This is a genomic window from Nocardia sp. NPDC004654 (assembly GCF_040609595.1).
GTDB lineage: Bacteria > Actinomycetota > Actinomycetes > Mycobacteriales > Mycobacteriaceae > Nocardia.
Window position 1 is genome coordinate 585,716 of sequence record NZ_JBEXKI010000005.1, and the last position, 18,119, is coordinate 603,834.

General features: G+C 67.3%; 17 protein-coding genes and 1 pseudogene. 8 read left to right on the forward strand and 10 right to left on the reverse strand.

Annotation, left to right across the window (positions count from 1 at the left end; all coding sequences use genetic code 11):
- Positions 1-45 precede the first annotated feature (45 nt).
- The 3 genes from ABZV58_RS20345 to ABZV58_RS20355 form a co-directional block, all read right to left on the reverse strand.
- The gene (locus ABZV58_RS20345) at positions 46-645 is read right to left on the reverse strand and encodes a DUF308 domain-containing protein (RefSeq protein WP_355001681.1); all 600 of its coding nucleotides are present in this window, start codon (positions 643-645) and stop codon (positions 46-48) included.
- 69 nt (positions 646-714) lie between these two features.
- Positions 715-1,119 (reverse strand): hypothetical protein, encoded by a 405-nt coding sequence (locus ABZV58_RS20350; RefSeq protein ID WP_355001728.1) that lies wholly within the window; start codon positions 1,117-1,119, stop codon positions 715-717.
- Positions 1,116-2,042 carry a hypothetical protein gene (locus ABZV58_RS20355; protein ID WP_355001682.1) on the reverse strand — a complete coding sequence of 309 codons (927 nt, stop codon included), beginning with the start codon at positions 2,040-2,042 and terminating at the stop codon, positions 1,116-1,118. The genes ABZV58_RS20350 and ABZV58_RS20355 overlap by 4 nt, the downstream gene beginning before the upstream one ends.
- A 558-nt stretch (positions 2,043-2,600) precedes the next feature.
- Here ABZV58_RS20355 and ABZV58_RS20360 point away from each other — a divergent pair.
- Positions 2,601-4,133 (forward strand): carboxylesterase family protein, encoded by a 1,533-nt coding sequence (locus ABZV58_RS20360; RefSeq protein ID WP_355001683.1) that lies wholly within the window; start codon positions 2,601-2,603, stop codon positions 4,131-4,133.
- Here ABZV58_RS20360 and ABZV58_RS20365 read toward each other — a convergent pair.
- The gene (locus tag ABZV58_RS20365; RefSeq protein WP_355001684.1) at positions 4,124-5,089 is read right to left on the reverse strand and encodes a WYL domain-containing protein; all 966 of its coding nucleotides are present in this window, start codon (positions 5,087-5,089) and stop codon (positions 4,124-4,126) included. The two genes, ABZV58_RS20360 and ABZV58_RS20365, sit on opposite strands and share 10 nt — an antisense overlap.
- On the opposite strand from ABZV58_RS20365, the gene ABZV58_RS20370 reads away from it, so the two are divergent.
- On the forward strand, positions 5,042-5,938 hold the full coding sequence (locus tag ABZV58_RS20370) for an SDR family oxidoreductase (RefSeq protein WP_355001685.1): 897 nt from the start codon (positions 5,042-5,044) through the stop codon (positions 5,936-5,938). The genes ABZV58_RS20365 and ABZV58_RS20370 overlap by 48 nt on opposite strands.
- Positions 5,939-5,975: 37 nt before the next feature.
- Here ABZV58_RS20370 and ABZV58_RS20375 read toward each other — a convergent pair whose 3' ends face one another.
- The 3 genes from ABZV58_RS20375 to ABZV58_RS20385 form a co-directional block, all read right to left on the reverse strand.
- Positions 5,976-7,001, reverse strand: a complete 1,026-nt coding sequence (locus tag ABZV58_RS20375; protein WP_355001686.1) for an alpha/beta hydrolase — start codon at positions 6,999-7,001, stop codon at positions 5,976-5,978.
- 157 nt (positions 7,002-7,158) lie between these two features.
- On the reverse strand, positions 7,159-7,605 hold the full coding sequence (locus tag ABZV58_RS20380; RefSeq protein ID WP_355001687.1) for a nuclear transport factor 2 family protein: 447 nt from the start codon (positions 7,603-7,605) through the stop codon (positions 7,159-7,161).
- A gap of 10 nt (positions 7,606-7,615) precedes the next feature.
- Positions 7,616-8,200, reverse strand: a complete 585-nt coding sequence (locus ABZV58_RS20385; protein ID WP_355001688.1) for an NAD(P)H-dependent oxidoreductase — start codon at positions 8,198-8,200, stop codon at positions 7,616-7,618.
- Between the two features lie 155 nt (positions 8,201-8,355).
- Between ABZV58_RS20385 and sigJ the strand changes: the two genes are divergently transcribed.
- Complete coding sequence (gene sigJ / locus ABZV58_RS20390) at positions 8,356-9,246, forward strand: RNA polymerase sigma factor SigJ (protein ID WP_355001689.1); 891 nt, start codon at positions 8,356-8,358, stop codon at positions 9,244-9,246.
- Between the two features lie 38 nt (positions 9,247-9,284).
- Positions 9,285-9,383: pseudogene (locus ABZV58_RS20395) on the forward strand (transcriptional regulator CynR); the annotation flags it as partial.
- A gap of 334 nt (positions 9,384-9,717) precedes the next feature.
- Here the strand turns inward: ABZV58_RS20395 and ABZV58_RS20400 are convergent.
- Positions 9,718-10,290, reverse strand: a complete 573-nt coding sequence (locus ABZV58_RS20400; protein ID WP_355001690.1) for a helix-turn-helix domain-containing protein — start codon at positions 10,288-10,290, stop codon at positions 9,718-9,720.
- A gap of 91 nt (positions 10,291-10,381) precedes the next feature.
- On the opposite strand from ABZV58_RS20400, the gene ABZV58_RS20405 reads away from it, so the two are divergent.
- Positions 10,382-11,593 carry a pyridoxal phosphate-dependent aminotransferase gene (locus tag ABZV58_RS20405; protein WP_355001691.1) on the forward strand — a complete coding sequence of 404 codons (1,212 nt, stop codon included), beginning with the start codon at positions 10,382-10,384 and terminating at the stop codon, positions 11,591-11,593.
- Positions 11,594-11,727: 134 nt separating this feature from the next.
- On the opposite strand, the gene ABZV58_RS20410 is transcribed toward ABZV58_RS20405, so the two are convergent.
- Positions 11,728-12,588, reverse strand: coding sequence for a TIGR03619 family F420-dependent LLM class oxidoreductase (locus ABZV58_RS20410; RefSeq protein ID WP_355001692.1), 861 nt, complete (start codon positions 12,586-12,588; stop codon positions 11,728-11,730).
- A 267-nt stretch (positions 12,589-12,855) separates the two neighbouring features.
- Here ABZV58_RS20410 and ABZV58_RS20415 point away from each other — a divergent pair, with 267 nt between their 5' ends.
- Both ABZV58_RS20415 and ABZV58_RS20420 read left to right on the forward strand, forming a co-directional pair.
- Positions 12,856-14,058 carry a site-specific integrase gene (locus tag ABZV58_RS20415; protein ID WP_355001693.1) on the forward strand — a complete coding sequence of 401 codons (1,203 nt, stop codon included), beginning with the start codon at positions 12,856-12,858 and terminating at the stop codon, positions 14,056-14,058.
- 257 nt (positions 14,059-14,315) lie between these two features.
- On the forward strand, positions 14,316-15,923 hold the full coding sequence (locus ABZV58_RS20420) for an amidase (RefSeq protein WP_355001729.1): 1,608 nt from the start codon (positions 14,316-14,318) through the stop codon (positions 15,921-15,923).
- Here the strand turns inward: ABZV58_RS20420 and ABZV58_RS20425 are convergent.
- Positions 15,854-16,189: a hypothetical protein gene (locus tag ABZV58_RS20425; RefSeq protein WP_355001694.1), complete on the reverse strand. Its 336-nt coding sequence runs from the start codon at positions 16,187-16,189 to the stop codon at positions 15,854-15,856. The two genes, ABZV58_RS20420 and ABZV58_RS20425, sit on opposite strands and share 70 nt — an antisense overlap.
- 816 nt (positions 16,190-17,005) lie before the next feature.
- Here ABZV58_RS20425 and ABZV58_RS20430 point away from each other — a divergent pair.
- Complete coding sequence (locus ABZV58_RS20430; protein WP_355001695.1) at positions 17,006-17,614, forward strand: GNAT family N-acetyltransferase; 609 nt, start codon at positions 17,006-17,008, stop codon at positions 17,612-17,614.
- The last annotated feature ends 505 nt before the right edge of the window (positions 17,615-18,119 follow it).

An 18,119-nucleotide genomic window follows, 5' to 3' on the forward strand; every position in this document is an offset into this window, starting at 1 on the left:
GGTGCCATAGAGACAGTGAACCGGTTGCGCGGGCGCCCCGCCAGTTCAGCTGCGTGGCACGGGCACTCGCGTCGTGCTCGGCACCCGGACCGTGCCGGGTCGACCGACGCCGGACAGTGCGATCTCCAGCCCGCCGAGCACCGCGAGGCACCCGCCGACCAGCAATCCGAGGGTGTCGAGTTCCTCGAGCGGCAGGACGAGCACGACGATGCCGACGATCATCGTGAACAGCCCGAACAGTTCGTGCCGCCCGCTGTCGGAGAGCAGCTCGTCGTCCCACACCGCCACGGTGGCCTGGGTGATGCCGCGGATGGTCCAGCTCAGCCCGATCCACATGGCCAGCAGTAGCACGGAATTGCCTCCGCGCAGACAGGATACGGCCATCAGCACCGTGAGCGCTCCGCTGACGAATACCAGCGTCCGCAGCGGCATCGCGAAGCGTGCGCCGAGGGCGATCCATAGCTGCGCGGCTCCGGAGGCCAGCAGATACAGGCCGAACAACAGCTCCAGTGTCGGCACGGACTTCTCCGGCCAGACCGCGACAAGCACGCCGAGGGCGACGGAGCAGACACCCACGACCAGAATCGCCTCCCGTCCCCCGCGGACCCGCGATTCCCCACGCCCCTCACCATCGATTCCGGGCATAGCTCCATGATATGACCGCAGAACATGGTTAGCCTGAAGTTTGCCCTTTTTGCGGACCTGCTCCGGAGATCAGCCTTGCGCCGAGAGCAGCACAGACTGACCCCACGGTGCGGTGACCGTCGTGATGCCCGGCCCCAGCGCCACTCCCGGTTCGAGCCGCCGATGAACCCGGAGAACCACTCCCCCGACCATGCTGATCTCGGTGTCGTCGACTCCGTCCACCGTGGCGAATTGCCCTGCCGCGACGCCGGATACCGGGTTCGTGACCATGACCGAGTCATCCGGGGTGTTGCTTTCGCTCTGCGCCTGCGGCTGTGCGTTTCCGCTCGACAGCGCGGCGATCCGCTCGACCGCCACCGGGTCGCGCGGTCCGTCGTAGATCCAGCGCAGGCCGAGCACACCGTGCTCCGAGGTGCCGATCAGCGCGTCGGCGGCATCGACCGGATCCTCGCTCGCGCTCCAGTTTTCGGTCAGTGGCCTTGGACCGGTTCTGTGGTGGCGCCGGTGCGGGTGGCGGCGAGCAACTCGTCGAGTTGGCGTTCGGCGCGTTCGGCGCGGGCCAGGGTTTGCGTGCGGGCGTCGTCCAGGGCGGCGATCCGCTGGGCGGCTTCGGCGCGAGCCTGTTCGAGGGATGCGGCCGCTTCGGCGCGGTAGGCGGCGGCTTCGGTGGCGGCGGTGCGGCGCAGGTCGGCGAGTTCGGTTCGGGTGTTGTCGAGTTCGGCGCGCAGGCGGGTGAGTTCCTCGCGGGCCTCGGCGAGGGCTTGGCCGCGTTCGGCGGTGGCCTGTTCGGCGCGGTCGATGGCGCGGTCGGCGTCGGCGGCGCGTTGTACGGCGAGGTCGCGTTCGGCGCCCGCCGCGGTGATCTGCTGGGCGGCTTCCCTGCGCACCTGTTCGATCTCGGCGGCGGCTTTGCGCCGCGCCTTGTCCACGTCCTCACCCGCCTGCTGACGTACGCGTTCGACGTCGTCGGCGGCTTCGCGGCGCACCGCGCGGATCTCGGCCTCGGCTTCGGTGCGTGCGGCGAAGACGTCGTCGGCGGCCTGCTTGCTGACCCGCTCGACCTCGCGCAGTGCGTCCTCGCGCGCGGTATTGGCCTCGGCGACCAGCGTTTCCGCATGTTCTGCCGCGGCAGCGGCGTCGTGGGCGGCGGACTCCGCGATCCGCCGCGCCTCCTCGGCCTCGCGCCGTGCCTGCTCGGCGGCGACCGTCGCGACCTCGGCCTCCGCGATGCGCCGGGCGGCGTCGGCTTGAACGGCCTGGACCTGCGCTTCGGCGATCGAGGGATCGGCCAGGGTGGAGAGCTCGACGACGGCCGCATTGAGGTTGTTGCTCAGCTGTTCGGCCAGGCTACGGAACTGAGCGAGCAGCTCATCGGCCCGCGCCCGTGCCGCGGTCACCGGACCCTGTGGCGTCACAGTGACGGAAGCGGCGGGGGCCTGCGACTCCTGTTGCAGCCGTTGTCTTTCCCGCCACGCCCGCCATCGCGTGTGGTCGGGATGTTCGCAATATTCCGATGGTCGCCCGGGGCCGCCGCCGCGTGTGATGGGCCGGGTGCATCCCGGATAGCTACAGGTGCTGGACACCGGAGAATCGTAGCGTTGTTTTCGTCGTCTCCAACGCATTCACACGAAACGAAATCCATGTCGGCACAAGGGGAGGCATCGGCCGAGTACGCCGATCTGACCGCCGATAAGTGAACATTATCGGCGGTCAGGATCTGAGACTTCCCCGCATACAGCCCGATTCGATTCGTTTACGTTTGGTCGCATCAAACGCAACGCAATGCCTACGAAACCGCTCGAAAACTAGGATGGCTGGCACAGCCGTACCACTCCCCCTGGGACGAGCCGGAATCCGGCCGCTGACCTCCCCCGTCGAGCCTGTGGGTCTGGTGGAATTCGGTTGATCTACCGGAAAGCGGTGTGCGACAGTTCGAGGAAAAGGGGGAAATCCGAGTGATAGTCGAACCTCGAGTCCGCACGGCAGCTGGATTCGTGCGGGGCAGGCGGGAGGGCAACGTCGCGGTCTTCCGCGGTATCCCCTACGCCGCACCGCCATTCGGCCCGCGACGGTTCGCGGCTCCCGTCGCAGCCCAGCGGTGGGACGGCATTCGTGACGCGGTGGTGTTCGGTCCGCCGGTTCCCCAAGCGACGAACAGAGCTTCGGTGATGTCGTCGGTGTCCGGCCGTACCGACGACGACTCCGACGACTGCCTATCCCTCAACGTCTGGTCGCCCGACCTCGGCACCGCGCGCCTACCGGTGATGGTGTGGATCCAGGGAGGTACCTACCTGGAGAACAACTGCGCCAACCCGCACTACGACAGTGCGAAGCTCGCCGCGTCCGGTGTGGTGATGGTGAGCATGAACTACCGCGTCGGCGTGGAAGGATTCGCCCACATCGCCGGAGCTCCCGACAACCGAGGCATTCTCGACCAGATCGCCGCGCTGCGATGGGTCCACGACAATATCGCCGCGTTCGGCGGAGATCCGGACAACGTCACCGTCTTCGGCCAGTCCGCCGGTGGAGCGTGTATCGCCGCATTGCTCGTCATGCCGTCGGCGGCCGGACTGTTTCGTCGTGCGATCAGTCAGAGCATGCCGGGCACCTACTTCTCCGAACGGCTCGCCGCCGCGATCGGCACGACGATCGCCGCGGAACTCGGCGCCAAAGCCACCGTCGACGAGCTGGCCCGAATCCCGCCGCGCGCGTTGACCGAGGCGACGGCGGCGGTGATCCAGAAGATGCCGGAGTTCGTCGAATCCTGGGGTCCGATGGCGCTGACACCGACGCCGTTCTCCCCCGTAGTCGACGGCGCTGTGCTCCCGGAGGCGCCGTGGCGCGCACTCGCTCGCGGCGCCGCGCGCGACATCGACCTGCTGGTGGGACACACCCGGGACGAATACCGGCTCTACACTTCCCGTCCCGGCGGTGCGCCGAGCGATGCGCGAATAGCCGCGGCATTCGACCACCTCGCGCCGACCGACTGCCGCACCGCCTATCCGGACGCCACCCCGGGCCAACGGTACGAACTCCTCAACACCGACTGGCTGTTTCGCATGCCCAGCCTGCATCTCGCCGACGCCGCCCATGCCGGCGGCGGATCCGTGTGGCTCTATGAACTCTGCTGGAGCTTCAACCGGGAACAGGGCGCCTCGCACTGCCTCGATTTCCTGCTCGTCTTCGGCACGCTCGGCGCCGACGAGGTGCGCGCCCACCGGTCCGCCCACCCGAACGCCGCGAACGAGATCGCCCAGGTCTCCGCGGACATGCGCACCGATTGGGTGAACTTCGCGGCCACAGGCGAACCCGGCTGGGCGCCCTACGATCCGCGGACACGAACCACTCGCGTCTACGACGCCACACCCACTACGCGGCCGTACCCCGAGGAACGCTCCCGCCGCATGTGGTCCACCCATGAGTTCGACACCCTGGACCTGCTTCGCGCGCCCGGGAGCAACGATCGGAAGTCCGGCGCTCAGGAGTGATGCGTAGCTGCCGTGTAGCGTGCCGCGAGCGCGGTGATGGCGGCCGCGAGCTCGGGCGCGTGGCCTGCCTCTAGACGAAAATCGAGGTCCATCGCGGCGAGATATGCCGCGAGCAGTTGCGGGCTTTGGTCCCCGGCCTCGAGCGCGCTGGTGTGCGGATCGATCGGTTCGACCGTCCAGATGCCGGTAGGTATGCGCGCTGCGACGGTTTCGGCAGGCGCGTCGACGATCACTCGGGCGGTGTAGTTCCACAGTGCGGCCATGCGTCCACGGGTCACGAAAGTCGCGAGATCGCGCGCGGGAAGGTCTCTGGCGGTGAATCGAGGCCCGGTCGGTGTCTTCGGTGAGATCCGGTCGAGGCGGTAGTTGCGCCAATCCTGGCGATCGAGGTCGTAGCCGACGAGATACCACCGGCCGCCGGACTGCACCAGCCGGCACGGTTCGACACGACGCTCGCTGGCTGTTGTGTGCCGATCGGTGTAGTCGAAGCGGAGTAGTTCGCTGCGCTCGACGGCCGTGGCGACATCCCGAAAGACGCTGGGTTCCACCGAATTCCGAGAGTTCGGTATCGCCTCGGCAACCGCGCTGATCGTGTGTAGCCGGTGACGCAGCCGGGGCGGGAGTAGCTGCTGGAGTTTGGTCGCCGCGCGGGCCGCGTCTTCGCCGATGCCGACCACACCGGCGCCGACGGCGGTGCGCAGGGCTACGGCTACCGCGATGGCCTCGTCGTCGTCGAGTTGCAGCGGCGGCAGTGTCGCGCTGGCACTGAGTCGGTACCCGCCCGCCACACCGGGAACGGCGTCGACCTGGTAGTCGAGCCGCCGCAGGCGTGCGATGTCGGCACGGATCGTGCGGGTGTTCACGCCCAGCCGCGACGCGAGTTCGGCTCCGGTCCACAGCCGTTGGGTTTGCAGGAGCCCGAGCAGCCGCAGCAGCCGGACAGTGGTGTCGGCCATGGTCATCAGCTTCTCACCGATTGCGGAGCGATTCGTGCCGCGATCGATGCCACTGTTGCCGACATGACCACTTCGACAAGTCCATCTGCCAGCTCTTGCCACCTGCTTGCCGGGCGGGGCGCCCTGGTCACCGGAGGATCGCGCGGTATCGGGCGCGCGATCACCAGCCGGTTGGCCGCAGACGGCGCCACCGTGGTGTTCACCTACGCCACGCGCTCCGATGCCGCCGATACGCTGGTCGCCGAGATCGCCGAGTCGAACGGTCGAGCATCGGCCGTGCAGGTCGATCTCGCCGACCCCGACCAAGTCACCGCCGCATTCGCCGCAGCGGACGAGGTGTTTCGGACCGCGGGCGTCGGGCTCGACATTCTCGTGGTCAACGCCGGTGTCTTCAGCAGCGCGCCACTGGCTGAGGCGACTGTCGACGAGTGGGATCGGGTGATGGCCGTCAACGCCCGAGGCACGTTCCTGACCCTTGCTCAGGCAGCGCAGCGACTGCGCGACGACGCACGAGTAGTCACCGTCTCCACTGTCGGCACCCATTGGCCCAGCCCCGGGGAAGCGATCTACGCGGCCAGCAAAGCTGCCGTCGAGCAGCTCACCCGTGTCGCTTCCCGCGAGCTCGGGCACAGGGGCATCACAGCCAACACCATCTCACTCGGCCCGACTGATACCGATCTGCTGCGTGCCAGTGCACAACCAGGTGCGGTGGAGGGGGCCGCTGCGATGACCGCCCTCGGTCGCATCGGCCGACCTTCCGATATCGCCGACCTCGTGGCGCTGCTCGTCCACCCTGACAGCCGATGGGTCACCGGCCAGAACATCCGCGCCGACGGCGGATTGACCTGACCGAACACGCTGGTGTGCCGCTCCGGCGCACGCGGATTCAGAATCCTCGCGTGGTCAGCCAGTCACCGAGCAGACGCCGGAATTCGACAGCGGTCGGCTCCAAGGTCAGGCCATGGGTGGCTTGGTCGATGACATGGGTCGTCACATCGCGGCTGCCGGTGAACAGATTGCCCTGCAGGCGGGCCCGGTCGACGTCGAAGACCCGGTCCCTACCGCCCGCCACGATCAACACCGGCACCGTGACCTGACCCAGCCTCGCCAGGTCGATCGCCGTGGCTTCGGTCAACGTGACCATGTCGCCGCAGGGATTCAGTTCGCGCTGCGCCGAGGCGGGCGTTCGGACCTCCGGGGGAGATTGCGCCAGGAAATTGTCCTGGAAAGACGCGAGACTCGGTGTCAGGAAAGCGTAGCCGGGCGCGCCCGCGGTCGAGCGCTGACCGCCGGACAGGCAGGTCGCTCCCCACGTCAGGGTCCCCACCAGCGTCTCCCCGCTCAGCGCCAGATCGGAATAGGACAGCACGCCCAGAGCGTCGACGTCACCGTACGAGTAGGTCGCCACCTGCGCTATCGCGCCGCCCAGCGAGTGCCCCAGCAGCGCGATCCGCTCGAACGCGACCGCTCCCTCGGCGGCCGTGTAGCGGCCGGACCGCAGTTGCTGCACGATCTGGTGCGCGACATCGGCTTGCCCGCCGACACAGCTGAGCAGACCGGATGGTTGCCCGCTCGAGCCGTAACCGATCCGATCGATGGTGACCGAGACGTGCCCGTGCGCCGCCATCTCCCGCGTGTGGTCGTAGCCGGGAGCATCGTCGAACCGCCAGAACCATTCACCCAGTTCGAGCCCGTGCAAGTACAACGACACGCTGTCTGCTGAGGCACCGGCGAGCTTGTCGAGGGGGCCGGTCAAATGACCGCGCACTTCGTAGGTGGCGCCGTCGGTGCCGCACGGCACACCCGAGGTATTGGTATTGCGGACCGAGAAGACGACCTCACGGTCGACGATGCCGCTCGCGGGCGCGGCCGACACCGGCGTGCCCGCTGCGGCGACAACCCCCAGAAGCACCGAGCCGACCGCTGTTGCGAAGGACCGTTTCAAAACAGTGGACTGCGACATTTTCCTCGCCTTCGATAGGGAAACCGTCCGTGCTGTACACACTGTCAAGCGCCGCATCGACGGCAGCGGAACCTGGCCGCAACAGCTTCGATCCAGTTGGACTCCGTCACGGCTCCAGATCGACCACGCCTTTGCCGCTCGGGATGTCGAGCGGCACCGAGACCTGGTCGTGCGCGATCAACCACCTGCCGTCGATCTTCCGCATGCCATAGGTGACCCGGACCCACATACCACTCGTCGCCGCCCCGTTCTTCAGCGTGCCGCTGAGACGCGCGAAGGCGTGTCCGAATGCCACATCATCGCCCACGGTGAACGTCAGGTCGCGGACCTCATAGGTCACGGTCTCGAAGAGCGAGAACACTCTCGCCCAGTTCTCGAGTTTCGCCGCTCTACCGACATGCTGGAGTGGCGGCTCGACATCGAAGGACACGACGTCGGTCGTGTAGAGCTGCTTCAGGGTCTCGAGATCTTTGGCTCGCAGTCCTTCGACCGCCTTGTCGATTTGCTTGCGGAGCTCGGCGTCATCCGTCTGGAAGTCCTTGAACATCCTCATGCCCGGCTCCTCAGGACTCGACGAGAGCGGTTTCGGTGTCGGCGCGCAGCGGTGCGAGCGCGGCGCTCCAGGAAATGAGCTGATCCAGCGTCTTGTTCAGTGCGGTGACGTGGTGGGCGCGCGGTGTGAAGGTGGTGTGGTTCTCGAAGTCGGTGAGCAGCGAGATCGCGACCTGATAGCTCACATCGGCCATGCCCAGCGTGCCACACACCACCCGCAGTTGCGCCACCGCGCGGGTGCCGCCGTGCACGCCGTAGGAGACGAATCCGACAGCCTTGTCGGTCCATTCCGCGCACAGGTGGTCGATGGCGTTCTTCAGCACCCCGGGGGCGCCGCCGTTGTATTCCGGGGTCACGACCACGAAGCCGTCGAACGGGGCGATCCGTTCAGCCCAGGCGCGGGTGTGTTCATGGATCGATGGGCCGAACATCGGCGCCACGGGCTCGTCCAGATGCGGCAGCGGGTGATCGCGCAGGTCGATCAGTTCGAACTCGGCGTCGCCGCGCCGCGATGCCGCGTCCATGACCCACTGGGCTACCTGCGGGCCGTTGCGGTTGGGCCGGGTACTGCCGAGGATGATCCCGATTCTGATCATTTTGCGAACTCCTGCTTTGCTGAGGGTGTGTCGATGTTTCGACGGTGCAGCGGTCCGGAATGTCAGGTCGCCTGATCGTGGCCTCTGGCGTGGCTGACATTTCGGGTTGCTGTTTCGTCGGTTCTGGTGAGGAGATAGATCGAAGGAGTTCGAGGATGTCCGACCCGCAGTTGCCCGTGGTGATGAGTGAGCGTCGTCAGTTGGTCAATCTCGCTTACCGGCTGTTGGGGTCGGTGGCGGAGGCCGAGGATGTGGTGCAGGAGACTTACCTGCGCTGGTACGCGTTGTCGGAGCGGCAACGCCGGGAAGTGGCCGCACCCGGTGCGTGGTTGACGACGGTGGCCAGCCGGATCTGTCTGGATCTGCTCGGCTCGGCTCGTGCCAGGCGGGAACGGTATGTGGGTGAATGGATTCCGGAGCCGGTACCCGGGCGGTCGGAATGGCTGGATGGTTCCGACTCGGTCGATCCCGCCGACCGGGTCACTCTGGATGAGTCGATCAGTATGGCTTTTCTCGTCGTGCTCGATTCCATGACACCGGCCGAGCGGGTGGCGTTCGTCTTGCACGACGTCTTCCGGTATTCCTTCGCCGAGGTCGCCGAGGTTGTCGGGCGCACCCCGGCGGCGTGTCGTCAGCTCGCCTCCAGTGCCCGCCGACGTATCCGCACCTCGCAGGGTCCGTCGGGCACCGAGCACGCCGGGGTGGTCCGGGATTTCAAAAGGGCCTGGGAGACAAAGGATATCGAGGCGTTGGTCGGCCTGCTCGATCCGCGAGCGATCGCGACGGCCGACAGCGGTGGGCTGGTACCGGCCTTCCGCGATCCGATCATCGGCGGTGAGCAGATCGCTCAGGCTTGGATGGAGATCGCCGCTCGCGGCCCCGCGATGAGCCTGCTCGAGCGCACGGTCAACGGCCAGCCCGGCCTGGTCGCACAGTTCGAGGACACCATTGTCTCGGTCTATGCCTTCGACATCGCCGAGGGCCGGATCACGCGCATCTGGGCGATCCGGAATCCGGAGAAACTACGGACCTGGACGGCCAGCTGAACCGAACAACGGAGTGTTCCCGCGACGGCGATCGCGTAGACCTGGCTCCCGTCGCGTTGACGCCCACGTTGCCCAGCCGGACTGTGGAGTTGCTTCGTCGAGGAACCACCTACCGTTCGGCCGCCGCCCGGGCGTTCGCCGCGATCGCCGCCCGCACGATCAGATTTCCGCACCACGGCGCGGAAAACCCCCACCGTGATGACTTGTTCGACGCGATTGCCCTGGCTTGCCGCGATGACGCTGGCCGTCTGGTCATAGGCGGGCCGTAACTCATCGCGCAGCGGTTTGCCGAGGGGCGTGAGCCGCACGATGCGGCTGTTGCTCAACACTTTCTACGACGAGTCCGCCACCCTGCGAGCAGCGGCGCCCGCCCATGCGCTACGCACCGCACGACGAAGCGGTCGGCGTCTATCGACTCTGACAGGAACGCAATGGCGGTGAGCGACGTGTCGCTGGAACTCCGACGGGCGGTTAACGGTTCACCGGCGCAGCCAGGGAGCGCGTGCCCATGGCCACCTCGGTCGCGGCGGCCAAGTCGAGGTGGAGTTCGAGGTCCGGCGCTTCGGCGGGACCGTCGTGGTGGCTGATGCCGGTGCCGGTCACCACGTAGTGGAGGGTGGTCTCGCCGATGTGAACGGTGACGACCCCTTCGGTGATCAGCTCGGCGACCGCGCGACCCAGCGGCAGCGCGAACCAGTGCGCGCGCACGGCGTCGGTAGCGCCGCGTTCGCCGAGCAACGGTGCGCCCCAAGCCGAGAGCGCGTCCAGGACGGGTCGCAGACCGTGGCCGGACTCGGTGAGTTCGTAGACCGCGGTGGCCGCGCGCGGACCGACGCGACGGCGGGTGAGAATGCCGTCGCGCTCGAGATCCTTGAGCCGGGCGGCCAGCACGTCGGTGCTGATACCGGGCAGGTCCGCGAACAGGTCGCTGTAGCGGCGCGGGCCCGAGGACAGTTCGCGGACCACCAGCAGACTCCACCGGTCGCCCACGACATCGAGTGCGCGGCTCACGGCACAGAAGTGGTCATAGCTTCGGCGTGGCACCATCCCACTGTAACCAATCGCTTGGAAAATCCAAGTGCATACTTGGAAAAACCAAGTAGAGTGTGCGGCAACCGCACTGAAAGGGACGTTCATGCAGGTCAAGCAGTCGAGCAAGCTCTCTGGCGTGTCGTACGAGATCCGCGGCCCCGTGGCCGAGCACGCCGCACGACTGGAAGCCGAGGGCCACCACGTCGTGAAGCTCAACACCGGCAACCCGCTGCCGTTCGGTTTCGAGGCGCCCGCGGAACTCCTGCAGGACATCGTCCGCACGCTGCCCGCCTCGAGCGGCTACTCCGCCTCCAAGGGCTTGCTCTCGGCGCGGCGCGCGGTGGTGCAGTACTACCAGACCCTCGGTGTCAACGATGTCGATGTCGAGGAGGTGTTCCTCGGCAACGGCGTCTCCGAACTGATCATGATGGCGTTGACGGCGCTGCTGGAGAACGGCGACGAAGTGCTCGTCCCCTCGCCGGACTTCCCGCTGTGGACGGCGGCGACCACGCTCAACGGCGGTCGTCCGGTGCACTACGTTTGCGACGAGTCCGCCGACTGGTTCCCCGACGTGGACGACATCGCCGCCAAGGTCACCGACCGCACCCGCGCGATCGTGATCATCAACCCCAACAACCCGACCGGCGCGGTCTATCCGCCGGAGGTGCTGCGCGAGATCCTCGAGGTCGCCCGCCGTCACAATCTGGTGGTCTTCTCCGACGAGATCTACGACAAGATCCACTACGACGAGCTGACCCACACCGCGACCGCCGCGTTGGCCCCCGACCTGTTGTGCCTGACGTTCTCGGGTCTGTCCAAGGCGTATCGGGCCGCGGGATTCCGGTCCGGCTGGCTGGTGGTGTCGGGTCCCACCCACCACGCGGAGAACTACCTGGAGGGCCTGACGATGCTCGCCGGGCTGCGTCTGTGCGCGAATGTGCCCGCGCAGCAAGCGATTCAGGCCGCGCTCGGCGGACATCAGAGCATCGACGATCTCGTCCTGCCCGGCGGACGGCTGCGCGAGCAACGCGACCGCGCCTGGGAAGCGCTCAACGCGATCCCCGGTGTCTCCTGTGTCAAGCCCAAGGGCGCGATCTACGCGTTCCCGCGCATCGACCTCGACATGTACCCGATCCACAACGACGAACAATTCGTGCTGGATCTGCTACTCCAGGAGAAGTTGCACATCGTGCAGGGCACCGGGTTCAACTGGCACCGGCCCGACCATTTCCGCATCGTCACCCTGCCGCACGCCGACGACCTCGAAGCGATCATCGAACGCATCGGGCGATTCCTGGCGACCTACCGGCAGTGAACGTCGAGGCGCAGCCCCGCCCAGCCGTCGCGCGAATTCGAGGCCGTCACCGCGGTGGGCGCTCGCTTAAAGCGTCCACCTCGGAATTCGTTGTGGTGCGCGTCTTTTGGCAGGACCGAGCGAGGGCGTCCGGTTCAGCTTCGGGTGGCGATGAATCGTTCGGCGAAGCGTGACAATTCGTCGAGTTGCTCGGCGGGGTCCGAGGCGGTGGCGCTGACGACCACCCGAGTGACGCCTTGTGCGGCGAAGGCGGCGAGGCGTTCGTCGGTCATGTCGATGCCGCTCCATCGGGTGTATTCGAGTGCGGCCGGGTCTCTTCCGGCTTTCTCGGCCGTCGAGCGCGCGAGTTCCCATTGCGTCGTTCGCTCCTGGGGGACCAGCGCGCCACCGGCGAAGTATCCGTCGCCGCGCAGGCCGACCCGGCGCGCGGCCGCCTTGCTCGATCCGCCGATGTGGATGGGAAGCGTCGTCGCGTTGTAGGGCTTGGGGTACTGCACGAGGTTGTCGAAGGTGAAGAACTCTCCGTGGAAGCTGACGCCCTCCGCACCGCCCGCCCACAGCAGCCGCAACACATCGATCGCTTCGTCGGCGCGTCGCCCGCGGGCGCGGAAGTCGACGCCCGTCGCCGCGGCCTCCTCGGGGATGACGCCCAATCCCACTGTCAGCAAACGCATTCGGCCCTTGGACAGCACGTCGATGGTCGCCAGCTGCTTGGCAAGCACCACCGGGTGCCGGTACGGCAGCAGCAGCACACCGGTGCCGAGCAGGAGCCGGTCGGTCGCCGCGGCGACGTAGGCGAGGGTGTCGAGCGGGTCGAGGAACGGCAGCGTCGGCGGGACCTCGAAGTCGTGCAGTCGCGCGCCCGGATAGAGGAACAGGTGTTCGGGCAGGTACAGGCCTTCGAATCCGCATGCCTCCGCGTGGCGGGCGTAGGCGACGATCCGATCCGGATCGGTCCCGAAATGGGCGCTGCTGTAACTGACCGCGAACTTCATACCCGCATCCCTTCCGGCCCGACATCCGTTCGGGCGGCTGCACAGTTCTCCGCGTGCACAACCTCTGACCACGCCCGACAATTCCCAGCCTCGGTGTCCGTTGCAGAGGCGTCGAACAGTTCCCGACGGTGTGGCTGGCGCGAGCCGTGTCGATGCTCCGCAAAACCCGTCGCGCCACGATGTACCAGTGCGTTGCGGGGGCACGGGCAGCGCATAGGCTGGGGCGATGAATTTCGGTCGGCGGCAATCTGTTCTGCGTGGTGGCGCGTGAAGGAGGACAGTGTCGTCGCGCTGCCGGAGGTGGTGCGCAGCGAGTTGCGCCGCGGTGTGCGCAGTGTGCTCGTCGACGCGGCGGCGTTGCGGTTGGTGCGCGAACGTTTCGACGATGTCCAGGCCGGTTCGCTGCGCCGGTATCTGGAGGCCTCGCAGTCGGCGAACACGGTGCGCGCCTATCGCGCCGATTGGATCGCCTGGGCCGGATGGTGCGCGGCCGAGGGACGCCAGGCGCTTCCGGCCGACGCGCTCGATGTCGCGGTCTATCTGGCGGCCGCCGCCGACGCGCGACGCCCGAACGGAGAGTGGGCGTTCGGCCCGGCCACGCTCGAGCGCAAGTCGGCGGCGATCGCGGCGGTGCACGCCGCCAATGGACTGCCCTCCCCCACCCGCTCCGACGTGGTCCGTCTGACGCTGCGGGGTATCAGGCGCACCCGCCGCACGCCGCCCGCGCGCAAGCGTCCGATCCTGCTGCACACCCTCGATCAGTTGCTCGCCGGTCTGCCCGAACCCGGCTGGCCCGCCGAACCCGCCCGCCGTCGCGACGCACTGGTCTTGCTGATCGGTTTCGCGGGCGCGTTGCGCCGTAGCGAGCTGGCCGCCCTTCGCGTCGCCGACGTCCGGGTGAGCGTGGATCACGCGACCGGTGAACCGGTCCTGCTCGTACACCTGCCGACCACCAAGACCGATCCGACCGGTGCCGCCGAACAGCGCGTCGCCCTACCCCGCGGGCAACGTCCCCACACCTGCCCGGTCTGCGCCTACGCCGCCTGGGTCCAACTCCTCGAAATCCACATGGCCGCAGGGCCACCCGCCTTTCGCGACCAGTGCGCCGCACCCGCACCCGACCCGCGCATCCATCGCTGCCACGGCTTCACCGGCACACCCCTCGCCCAGCACCCGGACCTGCCGCTGTTCCCGACCATCACCCGCCACGGCGGCATCGGCGACCGCCCGATGTCGGGTCGCGCCGTCGCCGAACTCGTGAAACGCTACGCCGCCCGCGCAGGCCTCGACCCGAACCTCTTCTCCGGACACTCCTTACGCGCCGGCTTCGCCACCCAGGCCGCCCTCGGCGGCGCCAGCGACCGCGAGATCATGCGTCAGGGACGCTGGTCCAACCCGCGCACCGTGCACGGCTACATCCGCACCGCGAATCCGTTGGAGGACAACGCCGTAACCAAACTCGGCCTGTGATCCGTGAATAGGATTCGGATTCAACATCGCACAATTTCGCGATGAAGGCTGCGACGCAGGGCTGATAGCAATTGCCGGGACCGATCTCGCCGCACGTCATTGAGACCAGCAGGCCGCCGCACAGTCGGCGCCGGAGGCGAGCACGGTGCCGTTGTGACAACTATCCCGTTGCGCAAAGCGGCATTTCATGGCCCGCGCCAATCGGGTCCGCTCGGCCGACCGCGACCTGGGATAGGACAAAAAGATTCGAATTGAAGGTGGCCGGTTCGACTTTCCAATTTGTGCGAAGCGGCATTTTATGGCCGTTGCGGTGGACTTATACCGTCGAATTCATGGAGTGGAATTTTCGGTCGGCCGAAGAGCTGTCGGCCGCGTTGCGTGCCGGTGAGGTGTCCTCGGTGGAACTGACCGACGAAGCGATCGCCCGTATCGAGCGGTACGACAAGTCGATCAACGCGATCTGTGTGCGGGATTTCGACCGTGCGCGGGCCGCCGCGCGCCGCGCCGACCAGGCGCGTTCCCGCGGTGAGGACTGGCCGCCGCTCGGTATTCCGGTGACGGTCAAGGAGTCCTACGACATCGCCGGGCTGCCCACGACCTGGGGCATGCCGCAGCACGCGCAGTATGTCCCGACCGAGGACGCGGTACAGGTGTCGCGGCTGAAGGCCGCCGGCGCGGTGGTCCTCGGCAAGACCAATGTGCCGTTGATGCTGCGAGACATTCAGAGCTTCAACGAGATCTACGGCACCACCAACAATCCGTGGGATCACGGCCGCACGTCGGGTGGGTCGTCCGGCGGTTCGGCGGCGGCCCTGGCGTGCGGGTTCGGCGCGCTGTCCATCGGGTCCGACCTCGCCGGTTCGCTGCGCACCCCCGCGCATTTCTGCGGCATCTACGCGCACAAACCGACACTCGGGCTGGCGGCGACCCGCGGCATGGTCGCGCCGGTCGCGCCGGCCTTGCCGGTCGACCTCGATCTCGCTGTTGTCGGTCCGATGGCGCGCACGGCCCGCGACCTCGCGCTGCTGCTCGACGTCATGGCCGGACCGGATCCGATGACCCACGGCGTCGCCTACGAGGCCGCGCTGCCGCCCGCGCGCCACGAGCGGCTGGCCGACTTCCGCGTCCTGATCATCGAGGACCATCCGTCGATTCCGACCGGATCGGCGGTGCGGGCGGGGGTGAACCGGGTCGCCGAGGCGCTCGTCGACGAGGGCGCCCGGATCGAACGGCGCAGTCCGCTGCTGCCCGATCCGATCGAAGCGGCGACGCTGTACATGCTGCTGATGCTGTCGAATGCCGCCGCGGGGCTTTCCGTCGACGTGTACGAACAGCTGCGGATCCACGCCGCCGCCCTGAGCGCCGACGACCGGAGTCTCGATGCGGCGCGGCTGCGCGGCATGGTGCTCAGCCACCGCGACTGGGTCGAGGCGAACAACCGTCGCGAACTCCACCGCCACGGCTGGCGGCAGCTGTTCGCCGAGTTCGACGCGGTGGTGTGCCCCATCACGCCCACTCCCGCTTTCCCACACGACCACAACGGAGGTCTGGAGAACCGGCGCATCGACATCGACGGCGTCGAGTACCCGTACTTCGACCAGCTCGTCTGGGCCGGTATGGCCACCATGCCCGGCCTGCCCGCCACCGCCATACCCGCGGGCCTTTCAACCGAGGGCCTGCCGGTGGGAGTGCAGCTCATCGGTCCGATGTTCGAGGACCGCACCCCGCTGCGGCTGGCCGAACTGCTCGAGCCGAAGATCGGCGGCTTCCAGGCGCCGGTAGTGCGCGCACCGGATCAGGCCAGTGCGTCGGTGTGCTCGGTGAAATCACCAAGCAGGTCTTCGGCGAGATCCGCATTGTGGTGACGACCGTACGATGTTTTCGATTCCATCAGTTCGACAGTGAGGCGGCGAGCCAAGGTCTCGAACTCGACAGTACTGATGGGTCCGTGGAGTTCGGCGACATCACCCACAAGATCGAACTGCCACGTCCATACGGACCGTTGGTATTCTGACGACGGCCCTCCGGTGACATTGTCGCCGACAAAGGACAGGGCAGAGGCGGGCCGGTCGGACGGCGGCGCGATATTGCAGACGACAACGATGCGTTGCACATCGTTGGATCCGATCACCTCGCGAACATACAAGACCTCTTGTGGGCCACAGCTGACGGTTAGGAGCCTGTGGTCTCGCTTGGTCCGATTGGTCGTAGGGAGGGCAGTGACGTTCCAACGATCCTTCTGGGTGGCCCGCGGGTCCGGGATGCACTCGCGAATGTATCGGCCGACCAGGCTTCGGATCGTCGGGTAGGCGGAATGCCGTGAGAGCTCGTCGAACCGGCGTGCGGAGGGCATCTACTCGTCTCCTTGCTCCGGGGCGGCACTACCGAGTGGCACGCGGTTCTTCACAAGCGCACCGTCCGCTCGGATCGGCTCTGCCTCAACCGTAACGAGACAGATCGCCCCAGAACGGCAGCCCGAACCCCGACCACCTGAAGCCGCGTCTCTATGGCATTCCCTCTCGACGGACGGAGACTATCACGCGTTTGTTTGCGGCTCAGGATTCAACTGTATTGCCTACCAAGGCATTCGAAGCGTCGATGGAGCGACGCTCCTGGGTCGTTCGACATGATCAGCCCTTCGCAATGTGGTAGGCGCCGCATCCGCACTGGTAGTGAATGGACTTCAGCTTCCGCTGGGTGAACTGCAGGGCCGCGTAGATGGCGGAGCAGGGATAGGCGAATGCGCGTTTGCTGGGTGTAGGGCAAACGACCGTGGGTCGCCCGCGATCTCGGAGTCGCTTCCGTTCTCGCCGCCGCCAGCAACGCTTGTCGCAGTATGCGCGCTCGGACTCCTCGAGCGTGTCGCCGCACCACCGCACCGTCGGTCGACGGCAGGCCACCTGTGATCGTCGATTCACGACTTCCGCGATGATGGATGATGGTCGCCATGGATATCCAGTCGGTCCGCGTCATCCGGCTCGGCCCTGACGATTGGCGCCGCTTCCGCCAAATCCGGTTGCTGGCCCTGGCCGATGCCCCCTACGCCTTCGGCTCCACCCTGGCCTGGGCACAGGCCCGCACCGATCAGGACTGGCGCGACCTGCTCGCCGCCCGCACCCAGTTCCTCGCCAACGCGGGCGATCGCGACGTCGGCACCATCGGCGCGGTGTCGGAAACTGCTGCTGCACACCTGATCTCGATGTGGGTGGCCCCGGAAGCTCGCGGCACTGGCGTGGCCGACCTGCTCGTCCGCTCGGTCGTCGACTGGGCCACCGCCACCGGTTGCCCCGGTATCCGCCTGGAGGTCTCCGACGGCAACACCGCCGCAGAACGCCTCTACCACCGCCACGGCTTCCGTCGCACCGGCGTCGCGGGCGCCATCTCCCCCGAAGACCCGCGCCTGGAATTCGAAATGCGGCTCACACTACTTCGACGAGACGCCGACCGGGTGCGTGCCGGCCAATTGACGCGGCTGCCTCGAGAAGACCCCGCCGCTCCGGCAATCCCACCGCCTACCGGCACTTTGGGAGCTGGGCGTGCTGCTCGGCTTGTGTGACGGGCTGCGCACTAGGGACCGTCACGGTCCTGCTCGACATGCAGACGTGGCCGTTTCGCACCGAGCGCTGTGCAGCTATGAGCGGATGCTCTGCACCGCAGTCGATCTCACGGTGCAGGTCGTCCGCTCGCCCTGCGACGTGTCGAAAGCCAGCAGTCCCGTAGCCTCCGGCCGACGCCAGATGCCTTGTCTCTCACTACGTGGAGTCGTCGCGAGGAGATCGTGACGTAGAGTGCGATTCCGGGGGACAAGCCGGGACCGCCATCGGGTGCGGCCCTGGACCGACCTCCTGCCCGCTCTGAAGGCTTCCGGCACGACCGTGGCCATGGCTGAATCGAGGTCGGCGCCCACGTGGAGACCGCAGCGAACTCCTCCGACGCAGTGACGCCCTCGCCACCTGACGCGGCGATGACCCGCGACATGTCGCGCCCGGCGCGTCTGCACGTCCACAGCGCCGTCTCCACGGCCCTGGCGCTGCACAGCGATCACGCGCTGCGCGAGCTCG